The 15,658-nt window shown below is 65.0% G+C and carries 13 protein-coding genes; 6 read left to right on the forward strand and 7 right to left on the reverse strand.

Annotated elements, in window-relative coordinates; translation table 11 throughout:
• Positions 1-12: 12 nt before the first annotated feature.
• The 3 genes from H162_RS0120665 to H162_RS0120675 are packed head-to-tail and all read right to left on the reverse strand — an operon-like array spanning position 13 to position 4,159.
• Entirely contained in the window at positions 13-1,638 is a 1,626-nt protein-coding gene (locus H162_RS0120665; RefSeq protein WP_020655402.1) for a TIGR03016 family PEP-CTERM system-associated outer membrane protein, read from the reverse strand.
• A complete protein-coding gene (locus tag H162_RS0120670; protein WP_020655403.1) occupies positions 1,631-2,611 on the reverse strand; it encodes an XrtA-associated tyrosine autokinase in 981 nt (326 codons plus the stop codon). Before H162_RS0120670 ends, H162_RS0120665 begins: the two co-directional genes overlap by 8 nt.
• Positions 2,612-2,629: 18 nt before the next feature.
• Positions 2,630-4,159 carry an XrtA system polysaccharide chain length determinant gene (locus tag H162_RS0120675; RefSeq protein WP_020655404.1) on the reverse strand — a complete coding sequence of 510 codons (1,530 nt, stop codon included), beginning with the start codon at positions 4,157-4,159 and terminating at the stop codon, positions 2,630-2,632.
• A gap of 494 nt (positions 4,160-4,653) precedes the next feature.
• Between H162_RS0120675 and H162_RS0120680 the strand changes: the two genes are divergently transcribed.
• The 6 genes from H162_RS0120680 to H162_RS0120705 all read left to right on the forward strand — a co-directional run bounded on the left by H162_RS0120680 (position 4,654) and on the right by H162_RS0120705 (position 10,603).
• Positions 4,654-5,373: a S1 family peptidase gene (locus H162_RS0120680; protein WP_020655405.1), complete on the forward strand. Its 720-nt coding sequence runs from the start codon at positions 4,654-4,656 to the stop codon at positions 5,371-5,373.
• A 159-nt stretch (positions 5,374-5,532) separates the two neighbouring features.
• Entirely contained in the window at positions 5,533-6,150 is a 618-nt protein-coding gene (locus H162_RS0120685; RefSeq protein WP_229452165.1) for an XrtA/PEP-CTERM system exopolysaccharide export protein, read from the forward strand.
• A gap of 135 nt (positions 6,151-6,285) precedes the next feature.
• Positions 6,286-7,011: a GAF domain-containing protein gene (locus H162_RS31430; RefSeq protein ID WP_020655407.1), complete on the forward strand. Its 726-nt coding sequence runs from the start codon at positions 6,286-6,288 to the stop codon at positions 7,009-7,011.
• Positions 7,012-7,013: 2 nt separating this feature from the next.
• Positions 7,014-8,624 carry an FAD-binding oxidoreductase gene (locus H162_RS0120695; RefSeq protein ID WP_020655408.1) on the forward strand — a complete coding sequence of 537 codons (1,611 nt, stop codon included), beginning with the start codon at positions 7,014-7,016 and terminating at the stop codon, positions 8,622-8,624.
• Positions 8,625-8,959: 335 nt separating this feature from the next.
• Entirely contained in the window at positions 8,960-9,802 is an 843-nt protein-coding gene (locus tag H162_RS0120700) for a PEP-CTERM sorting domain-containing protein (RefSeq protein WP_156885723.1), read from the forward strand.
• A gap of 159 nt (positions 9,803-9,961) precedes the next feature.
• Complete coding sequence (locus H162_RS0120705) at positions 9,962-10,603, forward strand: DUF2878 family protein (RefSeq protein ID WP_020655410.1); 642 nt, start codon at positions 9,962-9,964, stop codon at positions 10,601-10,603.
• A gap of 18 nt (positions 10,604-10,621) precedes the next feature.
• Here the strand turns inward: H162_RS0120705 and H162_RS0120710 are convergent, their stop codons facing one another.
• The 4 genes from H162_RS0120710 to H162_RS0120725 all read right to left on the reverse strand — a co-directional run.
• Positions 10,622-11,380: a GNAT family N-acetyltransferase gene (locus tag H162_RS0120710; RefSeq protein ID WP_229452161.1), complete on the reverse strand. Its 759-nt coding sequence runs from the start codon at positions 11,378-11,380 to the stop codon at positions 10,622-10,624.
• Between the two features lie 149 nt (positions 11,381-11,529).
• Complete coding sequence (prsT, locus tag H162_RS0120715; RefSeq protein ID WP_020655412.1) at positions 11,530-14,304, reverse strand: XrtA/PEP-CTERM system TPR-repeat protein PrsT; 2,775 nt, start codon at positions 14,302-14,304, stop codon at positions 11,530-11,532.
• Positions 14,305-14,482: 178 nt separating this feature from the next.
• On the reverse strand, positions 14,483-14,791 hold the full coding sequence (locus H162_RS0120720) for a hypothetical protein (protein ID WP_020655413.1): 309 nt from the start codon (positions 14,789-14,791) through the stop codon (positions 14,483-14,485).
• Positions 14,792-14,966: 175 nt separating this feature from the next.
• The coding region (locus tag H162_RS0120725) for a methylmalonyl-CoA mutase family protein (RefSeq protein ID WP_026354894.1) at positions 14,967-15,658 on the reverse strand (692 nt) is incomplete at its 5' end.

Consider the following 15,658-nt stretch of genomic DNA (forward strand, 5'->3'; position numbering starts at 1 on the left):
TGACTCTTCCGCTTAAAGCTGCATGGACAGGCTCGCCGAAATGGCGTGCTCCTCATACTTGCTGCTGTTGGTGGTGCCGACGTTGCCGGTACGCCGGCGGAATTCGACCTTGCCCAGCAATTGCTGGCCGAGACGGCGCGTCATCCCCACGCGCAGCACGCGCTGCCGGTCGAGGATGTCGGTGGTGAGCGAATGGCTGCGGCTGATGTTCCAGCTGGCGATCAGGTTCGAGCGCGAATTCATCTGGTAGGTGTAGCTGGCGCGCAGGCCGCGCTGGCGCACGTTGTCGTTCAGCGTGGTCAGCAGGCTGCCGAGCAGTTCGCTGTCGCTCTGCTGGTCGGACAGGGCGTTGCGGTGGTTGGAATACAGGCTGAGCACCGCGTTGGTGCGCGCGCGCCGGAACGCGGCCGTCGCCTGCAGCGCCTTCTGGCGCATGTAGCGGTTGCTCAGGTAGTTCACGTTGTCGGCCAGGCTGGGCGGCAGGCCGGTCGCCTCGATGTAGGCCGCCACCACGCGCTCGCGCTCGAGCGGGTCGGGGTAGGCGGTGCTGAACAGGCGGTCGAGCAGGGCGGTGGTGTCGAGCGCCGACGGCAGCAGGAACTGCTGGCGCGAGGTCGTGATCGCGTCGCTGTAGCTGATGTTCCACACCGTGTAGCGGCTGCGGTGGCTGGCCAGCACCGAACCGGTCTGCCCGTAGTAGTGGCGCCCGAGCGCGGCCTGCAGGCTGGTGCGCGCCGACGGGTTCCAGATCACGCCGCCCGACCAGTTGCGGCCTTCGTTCCTGCCGCCCGGGCCGGCGAATTCGTAGCGGTCGTAGCCGGCGTTGGCGGTCAGCGCCAGGCGCGCGGTGAGGCGGTAGCTCAGGTTCGCCGCCAGGTTCTCGGTCGAGGTCTCGCCGAGGCGGTCGCTGTCGAGGTCCTGGCGGTAGTAGTTCAGGCCCCAGCCGAGGGTGCTGAAGGCGGCGCCACTCGCCAGGCTGGCGCTGACGTTGTCGCTGTCGGACTTGCCGAAGCCCTGGTTCAGGTTGCTGTCGACCGAATCGCGCGAATAGCGCAGCTGCATGTTGGCGATATTGCCGAAGCGCTGTACCAGGTAGGGGCTGAAACTCCAGGTCTTGACCTCGGTACGGTTGCCGAGGATGTACAGGTCGTTGGTCAGCTGCGGACCGAAGGCCGAGACGCTGCGCTGGCCGCGCGAGGCCGAGGCGTCGAGGTACAGCAGGTCCTGGACCAGGACGCTCTGCAGCGCGCCGCTGTAGCTGCGCTGGCTGTCGCGGGTGTTGTTGGCGATGCCGTGCAGGTAGGCGAACTGGTGCCACTGGGCCGAGGCCGAGACGTTCAGGCGCGGACTGCGGTTGACGACCGTGATGCCGGGCGTGACCTGGCTGACCAGGTCGCTGTGCTTCAGGGCGCTGTCGCTCTGCAGGGTGACGTTGTCGGTCCAGGTTTCGGTGATGCCGATGGTGGGGATGATGCGCCAGCCGGCCTTCGCCAGCACGGGCGCCTGCGCCGGGGTTTCCGCCTGGGCCAGCGCCGGGGTCTCGGTCTGCGCCAGCGCCTGCGCCTGCACCGCCAGCAGCATTGCCGCCGCGGCCAGCGGCGCCAGGCGCAGCGGCGCCCGGCCCTGCCGTTTAGCCATAGTGATAATCATACGTCTCTTCGATGCCGGGGATGTCCCTGGTCTTGTTATAGATGAGGTTGACGTTGCCCATGCCATCCAGCTGCCGCAGCGCTTCCTGGACCGCGTGCTGGGTCGTGGTCTGCGCTTCCACGACGACCACGATCTGGCCCATGTGGCTGGCGAGCACGCGCGATTCGCTGGTCAGCAGCAGCGGCGGCGAATCGAAGATGATGACGCGGTCCGGATAGCGGTTCGCCAGCTCGGTGACCATGGCGTTCATGGTCGAGCTGGCCAGCAGCTCGGTGGCGCGCGGCGTGCTGGTGCCGGCCGGCAGGATCGACAGGGTGTCGACATTGGTGCGCAGCATGACGTCCGACAGGTCGAGCTTGTCGTCCAGCAGGATGTCCATCAGGCCGCGCTGGGCCGGCAGGCCGAGCGTGCGCAGCACCGACGGGCGCGCCACGTCGGCGTCCACCAGCAGCACCGTGTGGTCGAGTTCCATGGCGATGCTCATGGCCAGGTTGATCGCGCAATAGGTCTTGCCTTCGCCGGGCAGCGAGCTGGTCACCATGATCAGGTTGGAGGGATTCTCGTGCGGCTTGTGCTCGGCGAACGCGCGCTTGAGCAGCGGACGCTTGATGATGCGGAATTCCTCGAGCAGGTTGGTACGCCCGCCGGCGGCGGTGACCAGGCCCAGGTCGCGCATGCGTCCCAGGTCCAGGTCGACCTTGCGGGTGCTCTGGCGGCCAGGCGTGGCGGCGCCTGGCGCGGCCACTCTCGGGGCGGCGCCACCGCGGGCGGCTTGCGGATGGGCTGCGGGCGGTGGCGAGGCGGGCGCCGCGGCTGCGGCGGCCACGGGTTGGGCCGTCACGGCATCGGCGGCGGCGGAGTCGGCAACGGGCGCCTGGTCCGCGGACTTGGCCGCCGGAACCGGGGCAGCGGCTTGGCGCTGCTGGTCGATGCGGCTGGCTGCTTTTTCGATAATGCTCACATTCGCTCCTTGACTACCTTACATCGTGGGACGGACCAGCATGGCGGCGACGCCGGCGCCATACGTGCCGAACAGCAGCAGCACCGCGCCGGCCAGCGCGACCAGGCGGCGCTTGCGGCGGACGGTCTGCTCGGCAGTCCAGTTCATGCTGATCGAACCGAGGACCGGCACCTCGGTGACCTCGCGCAGGGTCGCCTGGCTGAGGAAGGTCGGACGCACCTGGCTCAACAGGAAGGCGCCGGCCAGGCCGGCCAACAGCGCGCCGATGAACACCAGGGAGAACAGCTGCAGGCGGTGCGGGCCGCTCGGGAGCGCCGGGGCGGTCGGCGGGTCGATCACGCGGAAGGTCAGCATGTCGGTGGCCGAGGACAGGTCACCCGACAGCTTGGCCGATTCGCGGCGCTGCAACAGCTTCTGGTAATTCTCGTGGTTCACCTGGTAGTCGCGGTTCAGCTGGGCCAGCTGGGCCTCGATCTCGGTCACTTCGGTGCTCTGGGTACGCAGGCGCGCCGCACGCGTGCTGTACTCGGCGACGCGGGCCTGCAGCGAGGCGACGCGGGCTTCGGCTTCCGACAGCGCCACGGTGAGCTGCTGCAGCATCGGACTGTAGCTGGCGCCCGGGTCCATGCTCGGCTTGCGGTTCTTCGAGTCCTCGAGCTTGCGCGCCTGCAGCTGCTCGAGCAGGCGGCGCTGGGCGACGATGTCCGGGTGCTGCTCGGTGTACTGGGTGCGCAGGGCGTCGAGGGTCTTGACGGTGGTGGCGATGCGCTCTTCCAGCGCCGGGTCGGCCATGGACGGGTCGATGCGGTCGCCGGGAGCGCCTTCGCCCGAGATCTTGCGGCGGATCGCGTTGCGGGCCTGCTCGGCCTCGGCCAGTTCCAGGCGCGCCGAGTTCAGCGCATCGGTGGCCGCGATCATGCGTGAACCGAAGTCCGCGCCCTGGCTCGGCAGCATGCCGACGTTCCTGATCTTGAATTCCTTCAGCCTGTTCTCGGCCGTGGCCAGGCGTTCCTCGTAACTCTTGATCTGGTCATCGATGAACTGCACCGCCTTTTCCGAATCCTGCTTCTTGCCGCCGAAACTGCCCTCGACGAAGATGGTCAGGAAGGCCTGCACCACGTCCTTGCCTTCCTTGGCGGTGGGCGCGGTAAAGCTGATCGTGTAGATGTTTTCGCGCTCGGTGCCGGCGATCTTGATGCGGGACATCACGTCCTCGATCAGGTCTTCCTGCTCCTTGGGCGTGCGCGCCTTGACGTCCATGTCGACCATCCGCATCACGCGCTCGACGTTCGGGCGGCTGATCAGGGTGCGGCGCATGAACAGGACCTGCTGGTCCAGGTTCGGCAAGGAAGTCATGCCCGCCAGCAAAGGCTTGAGGATGCTCTGGGTATCGACATACACCCGGGCCGAAGCCTCGTACTGGTTGGGCAGCTTGAACACGACCGCCCAGCCGGCGAGTGCGACTACCCAGGTGATGACGACGGCATGCCAGCGGTATTTACCAATGGCTTTGAGGAAAGTAAGGATCAGGGCTGTAATTTCGGCCATCTTGTCAGTCTCGCGTGTCAGGTTCCGGGCGGAGCGCCGGGCTCAACAAAATAAACATTCTTGCATCATCGCTTGTACACCCATCAATTGCAATTAGGGCTTTCTAAATTGCGCATTTGCGACGCGACAGTGCAAACTGTTTGCAACAAAAATACCTCTATGCAACGAACATATCGTTACCGCCAGCCTGCCCTACGCGCCATATTGTTGCATTATCGCAAACATTCAATAAAACGGGTTGTTGTATTTAACTAAATTTTTTTGCGGGGCACGACAGTGGACAATGCGACTATGAGAAGATAGCAATTAGTTGCTGAAAATAAAACTTCGTTATTGTAATGTTTAAATTTGGAAAGCCCCTGCACGATTGAAACGCGCGCTCGTGCCCCGGGCGGTTCGGCCCTTGCAGAAGAGGTGTAGCTGATGAATGTGATGTGCGTATGACAATATCCTTAATGACGTTCCGTTTGCCCGCCCTGTTGTTTGCAAGCCTCATGCTGTCCGCTCCGGTTGCCGCCGAGACCCTGGCCCAGACCGTCGCGGCGGTGAAGAAATCCGTGCTCGGGATCGGCACCCACCTGAAGACGCGCAGTCCCGCGGTCACTTTCGTGGGCACCGGCTTCGTGGTGGGCGACGGGCTGAGCGTGGTGACCAATGCCCACGTGGTGCCCGACACCCTGAACGCCGCGCGCATGGAGGAACTGGGCGTGGTGGTCGGCGATGGCGCCAACGTGGCCTTCCGTCCCGCCAGGCTGGTCGCGCTCGACCGCGAGCATGACCTGGCCCACCTGCGCCTGACCGGCACGCCGTTGCCGGCCTTGCGGCTGGGCGACTCCGACAGCGTGGCGGAAGGGCAGGAGCTGGCGTTCACCGGTTTCCCGCTCGGCATGCTGCTGGGCCTGTATCCCGCCACCCACCGGGCCTCGGTGGCGGCGATCACGCCGATCGTGCGGCCTTCGCTCGATGCGCGCCGGCTCGACGCGCGCGCCATCGCCCAGCTGCAACGCTCCTCCTTCTCGATTTTCCAGCTCGACGGCACCGCCTATCCGGGCAACAGCGGCAGCCCAGTCTACGATCCCGCGACCGGGTCGGTGCTGGGCGTCATCAATGCCGTGTTTGTCAAAGGACTGAAGGAGACGGCGATTACCGCGCCCAGCGGCATCACCTATGCGGTTCCGGCACGTCATGTGCACGAACTGTTGCAGCGCAAGTGACAATCATGAAACTATTTCAACCGTATACAGCAATTCGGCCGGGACTATGTTATACAATACACCACGCCTGTTGATGGCTAAATTACAATTTTTGGATGTCGAGGATGCTGCGCGGGTAAGCCGCGTTGGCGCTGCGGAAGGGGAAGCGACGTGAGCAAGATGATGCACCTGATGAAACATGCTGCGGTGGCGGGCGCCGCCGGTTGCCTGCTGCTGCTTGGCGGCTGCGCCAGCACCGTACCGCCGACCCAGGCGGCCCTGGCGCCGGTGAATCCGGACTATCTGATCGGTCCGGGCGACAGCGTCAATATCATCGTCTGGCGTAATCCGGAAGTCTCGATGGCGGTCCCGGTGCGCCCGGACGGCAAGATCACCACGCCGCTGGTCGAAGACCTGCCGGCAGCCGGCAAGACCTCGACCCAGCTGGCGCGCGACATCGAACAGGCGCTGGCGAAGTTCATCCAGCAGCCGGTGGTCACCGTGATCGTGACCAACTTCGTCGGCAATTTCAACGAGCAGATCCGCGTGATCGGCCAGGCGGCCCGTCCGCAGGCGCTGCCTTACCGCCGCGACATGTCGGTGATGGATGTGCTGATCGCGGTCGGCGGCATCACCGAATTCGCGGCCGGCGACAAGGCGACCATCGTCCGCAACGTCGACGGCAAGCAGGAAAAAATCCCTGTGCGCCTCGACGCCCTGCTGAAGGACGGCGACGTGTCGGCCAACATGATGGTGCGCCCGGGCGACATCCTGGTGATCCCGGAAAGCTTCTTTTAAGCTTTTTGATCTGGCTCAAGCTGTGAACCGTGGTGTGAACAGGGCTGGTGCGTCGGTGAAGAATGGCATATTCTTAACAAAATATAATTGTTAAGCTAGTTTTTTTTGCCACTTTTTACCTGACGGGTAGCACACATGGAAACAGCGGACAAGCTGGTACGCCTGCACGACCTGCAACAGTTCCTCGCCAGCGGCAGCCTGGAGGATAACCTCCAGCGCCAGAGCGAACAGGCGGCGCGGCTGGTCGGCGCCGAGTACTGCTCGATCATGCTGCTCAACAGCGGCACCGGCCAGGACTACCGGATGAGCATGTACGCCAGCCATGGCGACTTGCCGGACACGGCCCTGCACGCCTCGATCGGCAAGGGCGAGGGCATCTCGGGCCACGTCCTCGTCAGCGGCCAGGCGCTGTTCGTCGAAGACATCGGCAATTCGCAGTTCGCGCTGCTGGCGCGCCGGCCCGAGGCGGCCGGGCGCGCCCTGATGTCGGCCCCGGTGCGGATCGGCGAGAAGATCATCGGCGTGGTCAATGTCTCGGGCGCCCGCTTCGACCCCAACGACCTGGCCCTGCTCGACATCATCGCTTCGCTGATCGGCAAGTCGATCCAGGTGGCCCAGCTGCAGCGCGTGCTCGACTCGCGTTTCGCCCAGCTGGCGCTGGCGCAGGAAGCCCAGCAGAAAGTGGGCGAGCAGGTCCGCACCGCCTACCAGAATCCCGAGGATGTGGCGCGCATCCTGGCGCGCGCCTTCTTCCGCGAGATGACCAAGGCCGGTTTCGCCTCCGGCCAGATCGTCAGCGCCGCCACCGAACTCATCGAACAGCTGAACCACCAACTCCAGGCGAGCGGAAGACACGCCTGACCATGCAGATCGTCCATCTTCCGCTCGAGGCGGCCGTCGCCGAGTGGCGGGCCCTGCTCGGCCCGCAACAAGTTCTTTCCTCTGAACAAGCCAGCGCCGCCTACGGGCGCGACACCACCGGCATCGAGCGGGTCGTCCCGGCCGCGCTGCGCATCCTCGACAGCGCCCTGCTGCCGGAGGTGATGCGCATCGCCCAGCGCCACCGGACGCCGGTGCATCCGATCAGCACCGGCCGCAACTGGGGCTACGGCAGCGCGCTGGCGGTATCCGAACACTGCGTGATCCTCGACCTTTCCGGCCTGGCGCAGATCCTCCATTTCGATCCCGAGATGGGGGTGGTGACCCTGGAGCCGGGGGTGACCCAGGGCATGCTGGCCGAGTTCCTGGACCGTCACGATTATCCCTTCATGGTGCCGACCACCGGCGCCGGCCCGGAGTGCAGCCTGCTGGGCAATGCGCTCGAGCGCGGCTATGGGGTGACGCCCCATACCGACCACTTCGCCGCCGTGACCGACCTCGAGGCGGTGCTGGCCGACGGCAGCCGCTACCGCACCGCGATGCGCGAGGCCGGCGGCGAAGAGCTGGCGCGCCTGTTCAAGTGGGGCATCGGCGCCTACTCGGCCGGGCTGTTCACCCAGAGCGGCCTGGGCATCGTCACGCGCATGAGCATCCTGCTGGCGCGGCGTCCGGAAGCGGTCAAGGTCTGCCTGTTCAGCCTGAAGGATGATGCGCTGCTCGAACCGGCGATCGAGCGCATCCGCGCCATCCTGGGCAGGCTGCCCGGCACGGTGGCCGGCCTGAACCTGATGAACCGGCACCGGGTGCTGGCGATGTCGGCGCCATATCCGGCCGACCGCCTGGGACCCGACGGCCTGATGCCGCCCGCGCTGGTGGAAGAGCTGGGCCGCCAGTACCAGATCTTTCCCTGGACCGGCTTCGGCACCCTGTACGGAACGCGGCGCATGGTGGCCGCGGCGCAGAAGGAAATCCGGGCCGCCCTGAAGGGCGTCGCCAGCCGCCTGGTGTTCCTGAGCCAGGACAATGCGAATACCCTGTTGCGCCTGGCCCGCTGGCTGCCGGGCGCGGCCGGGCAGCGCCTGGCCAGCACGGCGGGCACCCTGGCGCGTTCGCTGGAACTGGTGGAGGGCCGGCCGAACGAGACGGCGCTGCCGCTGGCCTACTGGCGCAACCCGGCCGGCAGCAGCGGGGCGCCGCGCAACCCGGCCCGCGACGGCTGCGGCCTGATCTGGTACGCGCCGCTGGTGCCGATGCGCGCCAAGGGCGCGCGCGCCTATGTCGACATGGTCGGCGCGGTCACGCGCGCGCACGGCATGGAGCCGCTGCTGACCTTCACTTCCCTGAGTGACAAACTGTTCGACAGTACCGTCCCGCTGCTGTTCGACCGCGATTCGCCCGCCGCGGTCGAGGCGGCGCATGCCTGCTACCGCGAACTGATCGTGCGCGGCCGCGAGCAGGGCTGGTTCCCGTACCGGGTGGCGATCGGCGCCATGGCCGGGCTGGCGGAGCTGACGCCGGACTCCCGGCAACTGCACGAACGCCTGCGGCGCGAACTCGATCCGCACGACCTGCTGGCGCCCGGCCGGTATCGCTAGACCCCGCCGTCACCTCTCCCTCAAGCAGTTCCCGGCCGCCGCCCGCAGCGGCCGGCCGGCATGGCTGCCTCCATTTCCCGTATTTACGTGCGATATCGATGGTTCAGGGGTGTCAATACGTGGTGATGCCGTCCACCGTTAACTGCTTGTCGGGAATTTTTACAATTGTCGAGCAAGCCCTTTTTAATGTTGTAAGAGAAATCTTACAATCTTATAAAAAAGTTCATTTTCTTCAATGACTTGCGGAATTCTTCCTAGCGCCTGGCACGGCAATTGCTAAATAGTTGTCGTCGGTGTCGCTAATCAATTAACAGAATTCACATCTTGGAGAAAGCATGAAAAAGATTCTCGCTCTCGCATTTGGCGCTGCAATGAGCTTCGGCGCGTACGCTGCACCTGCAACTGAACTGCCGCCGGGCCCGATCTACCTGAAGTTCTCTGGTCAGGAGCAGATCGCCGTCAATGGCGCGAGCACCTGGAAAGATGGCAAGGAAATCAACTGGGGCGTGTTCACCATCTCGACCATGGAAAAAGGTTCGGTCAACACTCCGAACGACCAGATCGATCCGACCGGCGACATTTTCTTCGTGAACGGCCTGGGCGGCGGTCAGGTGACCGGCATGTTCTACGGCATCGAGCAGGGCCAGGCCTCGGCCACCAATCCGTTCCCGGCTGCCAAAGGCTACATGGACCTGTATTGGCGCGACCTGTCGAGCATGTCGAAGACCACGCTCGACGTCATCAACCCGGGCATTCGTTGCGGCTATGACTGCGCGAACGGCTTCACCGAGGGCACCTTCCTGGCCCGCCTGTTCTTCGATACCGGCATGGACAACAGCAACAATATCAACACCATCGTCGGCAGCACCGTACCGAGCAGCAATGGCTTCTCGGGCCAGGCAGACTCCTACGCTTCGGTGGACACCAGCAAGGTCGGCCTGTGGACCGACCAGCTGAACTCGGACTACTTCGCGAACCGCCTGGGCCTGCGTGACCTGCGCTTCAAGAACAGCTACAACTACAACGCCAATTGGAACGGCGGCGAAAACATCCTGGGCGCACGCATCGACGATCCGGGCCAGGCATATGCCCTGCCGGAACCAGGCGCCCTGTCGCTGATGGGCCTGGCAATGGTCGGCATGGGCGTCTCCCTGCGCCGCCGCCAGAAGAAGAACTGATCGTTCTCCTTCTTCACGGACAAGGCCTCTTCGGAGGCCTTTTTTGCGCCTCCGAGGAGGCGCTTTTTATTTTCGCAGCATTGACAAGCTTGACCCGGCCGATGTTTACTTGAAGATATGAAAATTCCATTCCGTTTGTTATTACAAGTGCCACTGGTAATGGCGGTACTGGCCTTCGTACCCACCAACCCGGGCAAGCTGGCGGCCCTGGTGGCGGTCTGGGCGCTGACCTTCGGCTCCCTGGGCAGGGTGGAAGCCGTCTTCTTCGCCGTGGCATGCGTGTTCTTCACGGGCATGAACGCCGCGTCGCTGGCCCAGGGCATCTTCGCCTTCACCGAACCGGACGTGCTCAGGATGCCGGTATGGGAATTGTTCATGTGGGGCTTTTATCTGCTGCACACGCGCCGCGTGCTGGGCGGGAAGGCGGCCCACGACCGCCGCGGCGCGGTCTGGGCCCTGGCGCTGGGCTATTCGGCGGCCTTCGCCACCATCCATGACGGCACCACCCTGCTGGCCGTGACGGGCACGCTGCTGGCCCTCGGGCTCATCCTGTTCCACGAGCGCGAAGACCTGGCCTATACCGGCTACATGGTCGTGCTGGGCGCCCTGATCGAATACTCGGGCGTGCTCAGCGGGAATTGGACGTATCCGGGCAATCCGCCAGGCGGGGTGCCGCTGTGGTTCGTGACCCTGTGGGGCGGGGTGGGCTTGTTCATGCGCCGGCTGGTGCTGCCGATCCTGGAGCGCTTCGAAGGGCGGCCGCCTGCCCGCGGCCTGCTGGCCGCGGCGCCGCAGGCCTGAGGCGCAGGCCTGCGGGCGTCAGCCGAGCGACATCAGGCGTCGCGCGATGCCTTCTTCTTCTTTTTGAGAAAAGAAATACGGGAACAGCGAACGCTCGTTGCCCGGGTGGTTGCTGGTGCCGCCGAAACGCTCGATCTGTTCCTGCACGTGGTCCAGGCTGCTCCACAGCAGCCAGGCAGGCGCGTTCACGCGCGGGTTGGTGCGCAGTTCGCCCAGGCGGGTGAAGCCGAGCATGGTTTCATAGAAGCGGCGGTGGCGCGGATTGACCTCGATGAACACATCGGTGCAGTTGTGGATGCGGCGGCCGTAGATGAACAGGATGTGGAACAGCGAGGCCAGCGCCATCTTCGAGCGCACCTTGGGGTCGAAGGCCAGCTTGGTGATCTCGCAGACCTTGCCGCCATTGTTGCGGAAATGGTCGATGTGGTCCTTGAAGATCTCGTCGGCCAGCAAGCCGACGCCGGAATCGATGCCGAGCGTGACCGTGCCGACCACTTCACCGTGGTCGGAGGCAGACAGGGTAATGCGGTTGGGGTCGTCGTCGAGCCGGTGGGTTCCTGCATAGCCGCGCCACGCATACATTTTATTGATCAGCAGACTGGCTTTACTGCGCCCATTATCCGTATCGGCGACCCGAATCCCGAAAGATTTTTCGTTGATGGCCACATCGGTGATCCTATCACAGGGGGAATTTTCGCCTTCCGGAGCTGAGCCGTATCGTGCATCCCCCGTTTCCGAGATCAAATCTTTTAATTCTGTTGAATTTAGCGTTGTCATATTCTCTTTCCGCAAAGGGTAGGCGCGGTGCACCCGGGAAGGCGGCTCCTGTATGCTAGCACCGAAGACACAAAGATGCCATTAAGACATTGCAGAAATATAACATACGATGCTAAAACGCCACCTTTCGGTGGCGTCGTTCTTGCTGCTTACAGGGTTTTCAACAGTTCCTTCGCCTGGTTGACGCCGGGGCCCACTCCCTTCGTCGCCAGCACCTCCAGTTCCTTCCTCGCGCCGGCCTTGTCGCCCGACTTGATCAGGGCCTGGGCCAGGTGCAGGCGCAGGTCGCCGCTGCCCGGCGCCAGGCTCAGTCCTTTCTGCAGCAGCGGCACGGCGCGCTTGAGGTCGCCGTTCTCGACCAGGATCGCGCCCAGGGTATCCATCACCGCCGGATTGTCGCCGCTGAGACGGTAGGCGGCTTCGGCGGTTTCAAGCGCCTTCGGATTCTTCAGCTGCTGGTAGGCCCAGGCCAGGTTGTTCAGCGCGATGGGGTTGTTCGGCGTGCTCTTGAGGATCGTTTCGAACTGGGCCGCCGCCTGCTTCAGGTCGCCCTTGACCAGGCTGCGTTCGGCCAGATAGCTGGACACCAGCAGGTCGTCCGGCTGCTTCTTCATCCACTCGTTGAGGCGGGCGTCGGCCTGGGCTTCCTTGCCGCTGGCGGACAGCGAGCGGTGGATGCTCAGCAGCACTTTCGAGTTCGGCTGCAGTGCGAACGCCTTTTCATACAGTGGCAGCGCTTGCGCCTGCTTGTTGTCGCGCGCCAGCAGGTCGGCTTCCAGCACATAGCCGATCGGGGCATTCCGCGGCTGCTTCTGCAGGGCGCGTGCGCTTTCCAGCGCCAGCGCCGGCTTGTTGCTGCGCATCGCCAGTTCGACCTGGGCCAGGTGGGCCGGCAGGAAGTCCGGCTGCAGCGCCAGTGCGCGCTTGAGGTCGTCGGCAGCGGCGCCTTCGTTCTTCAGCGCCATATGGGCGTTGGCCAGGCGGTACTGGGCCATTGCCGACTTCGGCAGCACGTTGGTCAGCTTGCTGTAGGTGTCGAGCGCGCCGGCGCCGTCCTCGTTGGCCAGCTGGGCCTGGCCGAGCAGGTCGAGCAGGTCCGGATCGGTCGGGTGCTCGGTCACCGCCTTGCGCGCCAGGGTCAGGGCCTTCTGGTTGTCCTTGTGGGCCAGGTAGTGCGCGCCGAGCTTCAGGATCGGGCCGGGCGCGCTCGGGTTGTCGTTGCGGGCCTGCTCCAGCCACTTGGCGGCTTCTTCGGGCTTTTTCTCGAAGGTCGCGATGTCGGCCAGCGCGCCCATCGCGCCGATGTGCTTCGGATCGGCCTTGAGCAGGGTGGTGAAGCGCGCCTTGGCGGCCTCGACCTTTTTCTCGCGCATGTCGAGCTCGGCCAGGCTGGCGGCGGCCGGATAAAAGGTCGGCTGCAGCTTGAGCGCCTGCTCGAAGGCGGCGCGGCCGTTGGCGGCGTCGCCCTTGGCCAGGTACACGCCACCGATCATGGCCTGGACCTGGGGATTGGATGGCTGCTGCTGGGCCAGCTGCTGGGCCGAGGCGAGCGCGCGGTCATAGCGTTTCATGCCGAGTTCCGCCTGCACCAGGGCGATGCCGCCGTCGATCGACTTCGGATCCAGGCTGGCGCCCAGTTCCAGGTCGCTGATGGCCTTGGCCTGGTCGCCCTGGCCCATGCGCGACAGGCCGAGCGAGGTGCGGATCGCCGCGACCTTCGGCGCCAGCGCGCTGGCTTTCTCGAAATAGGAAGTGGCCTTGTCGAAGTCGCGCACCTGCATGTAGGACTGGCCGGCCAGCGCCAGCAGTTGCGGATCGTCGCCCGCATTCTTCAGGGCGGGCGCCAGGGCTTCCACCGCATCCTTCGGCTGGGAATTCTTGAGCAGGGCCTGGGCCAGCAGCTTGCGCGCGTACACGTTGTCCGGGAAGGTATCCAGGTATTTGCGCAGGTGTTGCTCGGCCTGCTGGGTGGAACCCAGGTTCAGCTCGACCGCGCCGGCCAGCAGGATGCTCGGCATGTGCTCCGGTGCGCTCTTCAGGACGCGCTGCAGCGAGTCGCGGGCCTGGCTGTGCTTGCCCTGGGTGTAGTCGAGCAGGGCCTGGGCATAGGTGGCCAGCAGGTTGCCCGGGGCGTTCTTGCGCGCCGCCTCGATGTCGGCGCGGGCGGCGTCGAACTTGCCCTGGCTGATCTCGATATAGGCTTTCTCGACATAGGCGCTGCGGTCGTGCGGACGCAGCTTGACCACCTTGTCGTAGGCGGCCAGCGCCTCGTCGGGCTTGCCGAGCGCGCGCAGGATGCCGCCCTGGAACAGCCAGGCGTCCGCATTGCCGGCGTCCTTGGACACCGCCTCGGCCGCATAGCGTTCGGCGCCGGCCTTGTCCTGGGTATACGCCGCATAGCGGGCCATGCCGATCAGGGCCGCGCCACTGGCCGCGTCGGCCTGCAGCGCCTGCTCATAGGCCGCCTTGGCGTCGTCGGCTTTCCGCAGGTCGAGCAAGGCGTCGCCGCGCAGCGCCAGCAGCGTTGCCGAACCCTTCGCCCCGTCGGCGCTGACGAGTTCCAGCACCTTCTCGGGCTGGCCTTGCGCCTGCAGGGCGCGCGCCAGCAGCGGCAGGGTGCGATCGCCCGGCACATTCAGGCTGATGGCCTTGCGCAATTCCTTCTCGGCGGAGGCGGGATCGCCGCTGTCCAGGTGCAGCGCTCCCAGCTGGAAGCGGGCTTCGCCATCTTCCGGGCTTTGCGCCACGGCGTTCTTCAGCTGGATCATCGCCGCCTTGCGGTCGCCTTTTTCCTGGTAGGCCTTCGCTTCGGCCAGCAGGGTCGCGGTCGATTCGGTTTGTTTACAGCCGGCCAGGCCGGAACCCAGCAGGATGGCGCCGGAGACAAGTGCTGCGGTAAGGGTGAGCTTGTGGTGACGCGGCATGGATTGTTCCTCTTTTCCTTTTCGGTGTGATCGCGTTGCTGGAGGGCCCGGAAGCCGGGCAACGAGTTTCCTCAACGACAATAATACCTTATGGGGTAGCGTAACAGTGACGCAATAAACATCCCTGTTGCAGGGAGGTCTTGCCAGTTGCTCAATAGCGCATGGCGCTAGCCGTTGCTCAAGCGTCGCCCTTGCGCAGGCGGCTCAGCAGGGCCTCGACGTTGTCGCTGACCGGCAGTCCATGGCGGCGCAGCAGCTGCACGTGCAGCACCAGGTTTTCCAGCACCAGCTTGGCGGACACGGCCAGCAGGGTCATCAGGCGGTCTTCGGTGCTGAAGTTCTCCATCGAGGCCGCCATCTCGCACAGGTGGGTGGCGACGAGCTCGCGCAGCTCGTCTTCGGGGAAGGGCAGGTCGGCGAAGTCGATCGGATCTTCCTGTTCGACTTCCTGCATCAGTGCGGCGAGTTGCTCGGGCTTGATCGGCATACAGTGCTCCGCGAATCGTTGATGACTCCATTGTAGGTGGGTCCGCGTGAGGACGCCCATGGAATGCGCAGCAATATGTCGACCGGACCGCCTGGCGCGGCCTTATCATTTTTGCAATTGCGGAGGGCGGGGATGCGCTTCCCGCAGCCAGGCGGCCGCGGGAAGCGAGGGGGGATTACATATTACGGCGATACTGGCCGCCGACCTCGAACAGCGCGGTCGTGATCTGGCCCAGCGAACAGACGCGCACCGCGTCCATCAGCCTGGCGAACACGTTCTCGTTGTCGATCGCGGCCTGCTGCAGCGCGGCCAGGGCGGCGGGCGCCTGTGCCGCGTGACGCTGGTGGAAGTCCTCCAGGCGGGTCAGCTGCGACTGCTTCTCGTCGTCGGTCGAGCGGGCCAGCTCGATCGTCGCCGGGGCGCCGCTGCTGTGCGGGTTGCGGAAGGTATTGACGCCGATGATAGGCAGGGTGCCGTCGTGCTTCTGGTGCTCGTACAGCATCGACTCTTCCTGGATCTTGCCGCGCTGGTAGCCGGTCTCCATCGCGCCCAGCACGCCGCCGCGCTCGGCGATGCGCTCGAACTCCTGCATCACGGCTTCCTCGACCAGGTCGGTCAGCTCCTCCATGATGAACGAGCCCTGGTTCGGGTTCTCGTTCTTGGCCAGGCCCCATTCGCGGTTGATGATCAATTGAATTGCCAATGCCCTGCGCACCGATTCGTCGGTCGGCGTCGTGATCGCCTCGTCGTAGGCGTTGGTGTGCAGCGAGTTGCAGTTGTCGTAGATCGCGATCAGGGCCTGCAGGGTGGTGCGGATGTCGTTGAAGTCGATCTCCTGCGCGTGCAGCGAGCGGCCCGAGGTCTGGA

The sequence above is a fragment of the Massilia niastensis DSM 21313 genome, assembly GCF_000382345.1.
In the GTDB taxonomy this organism is placed as follows: Bacteria; Pseudomonadota; Gammaproteobacteria; order Burkholderiales; family Burkholderiaceae_D; genus Telluria; species Telluria niastensis.

Excerpts from the sequence above, each read along its gene's own strand:
- H162_RS0120700 (WP_156885723.1), top strand. The coding sequence starts at position 8,960 with ATGAAAAAGATTCTCGCTCTCGCATTTGGCGCTGCAATGAGCTTCGGC.
- prsT (WP_020655412.1), bottom strand. The coding sequence starts at position 14,304 with ATGCCGCGTCACCACAAGCTCACCCTTACCGCAGCACTTGTCTCCGGC.
- H162_RS31430 (WP_020655407.1), top strand. The coding sequence starts at position 6,286 with ATGGAAACAGCGGACAAGCTGGTACGCCTGCACGACCTGCAACAGTTC.
- H162_RS0120685 (WP_229452165.1), top strand. The coding sequence starts at position 5,533 with ATGATGCACCTGATGAAACATGCTGCGGTGGCGGGCGCCGCCGGTTGC.
- H162_RS0120710 (WP_229452161.1), bottom strand. The coding sequence starts at position 11,380 with ATGACAACGCTAAATTCAACAGAATTAAAAGATTTGATCTCGGAAACG.
- H162_RS0120705 (WP_020655410.1), top strand. The coding sequence starts at position 9,962 with ATGGCGGTACTGGCCTTCGTACCCACCAACCCGGGCAAGCTGGCGGCC.
- H162_RS0120675 (WP_020655404.1), bottom strand. The coding sequence starts at position 4,159 with ATGGCCGAAATTACAGCCCTGATCCTTACTTTCCTCAAAGCCATTGGT.
- H162_RS0120695 (WP_020655408.1), top strand. The coding sequence starts at position 7,014 with ATGCAGATCGTCCATCTTCCGCTCGAGGCGGCCGTCGCCGAGTGGCGG.
- H162_RS0120680 (WP_020655405.1), top strand. The coding sequence starts at position 4,654 with ATGCTGTCCGCTCCGGTTGCCGCCGAGACCCTGGCCCAGACCGTCGCG.
- H162_RS0120665 (WP_020655402.1), bottom strand. The coding sequence starts at position 1,638 with ATGGCTAAACGGCAGGGCCGGGCGCCGCTGCGCCTGGCGCCGCTGGCC.
- H162_RS0120720 (WP_020655413.1), bottom strand. The coding sequence starts at position 14,791 with ATGCCGATCAAGCCCGAGCAACTCGCCGCACTGATGCAGGAAGTCGAA.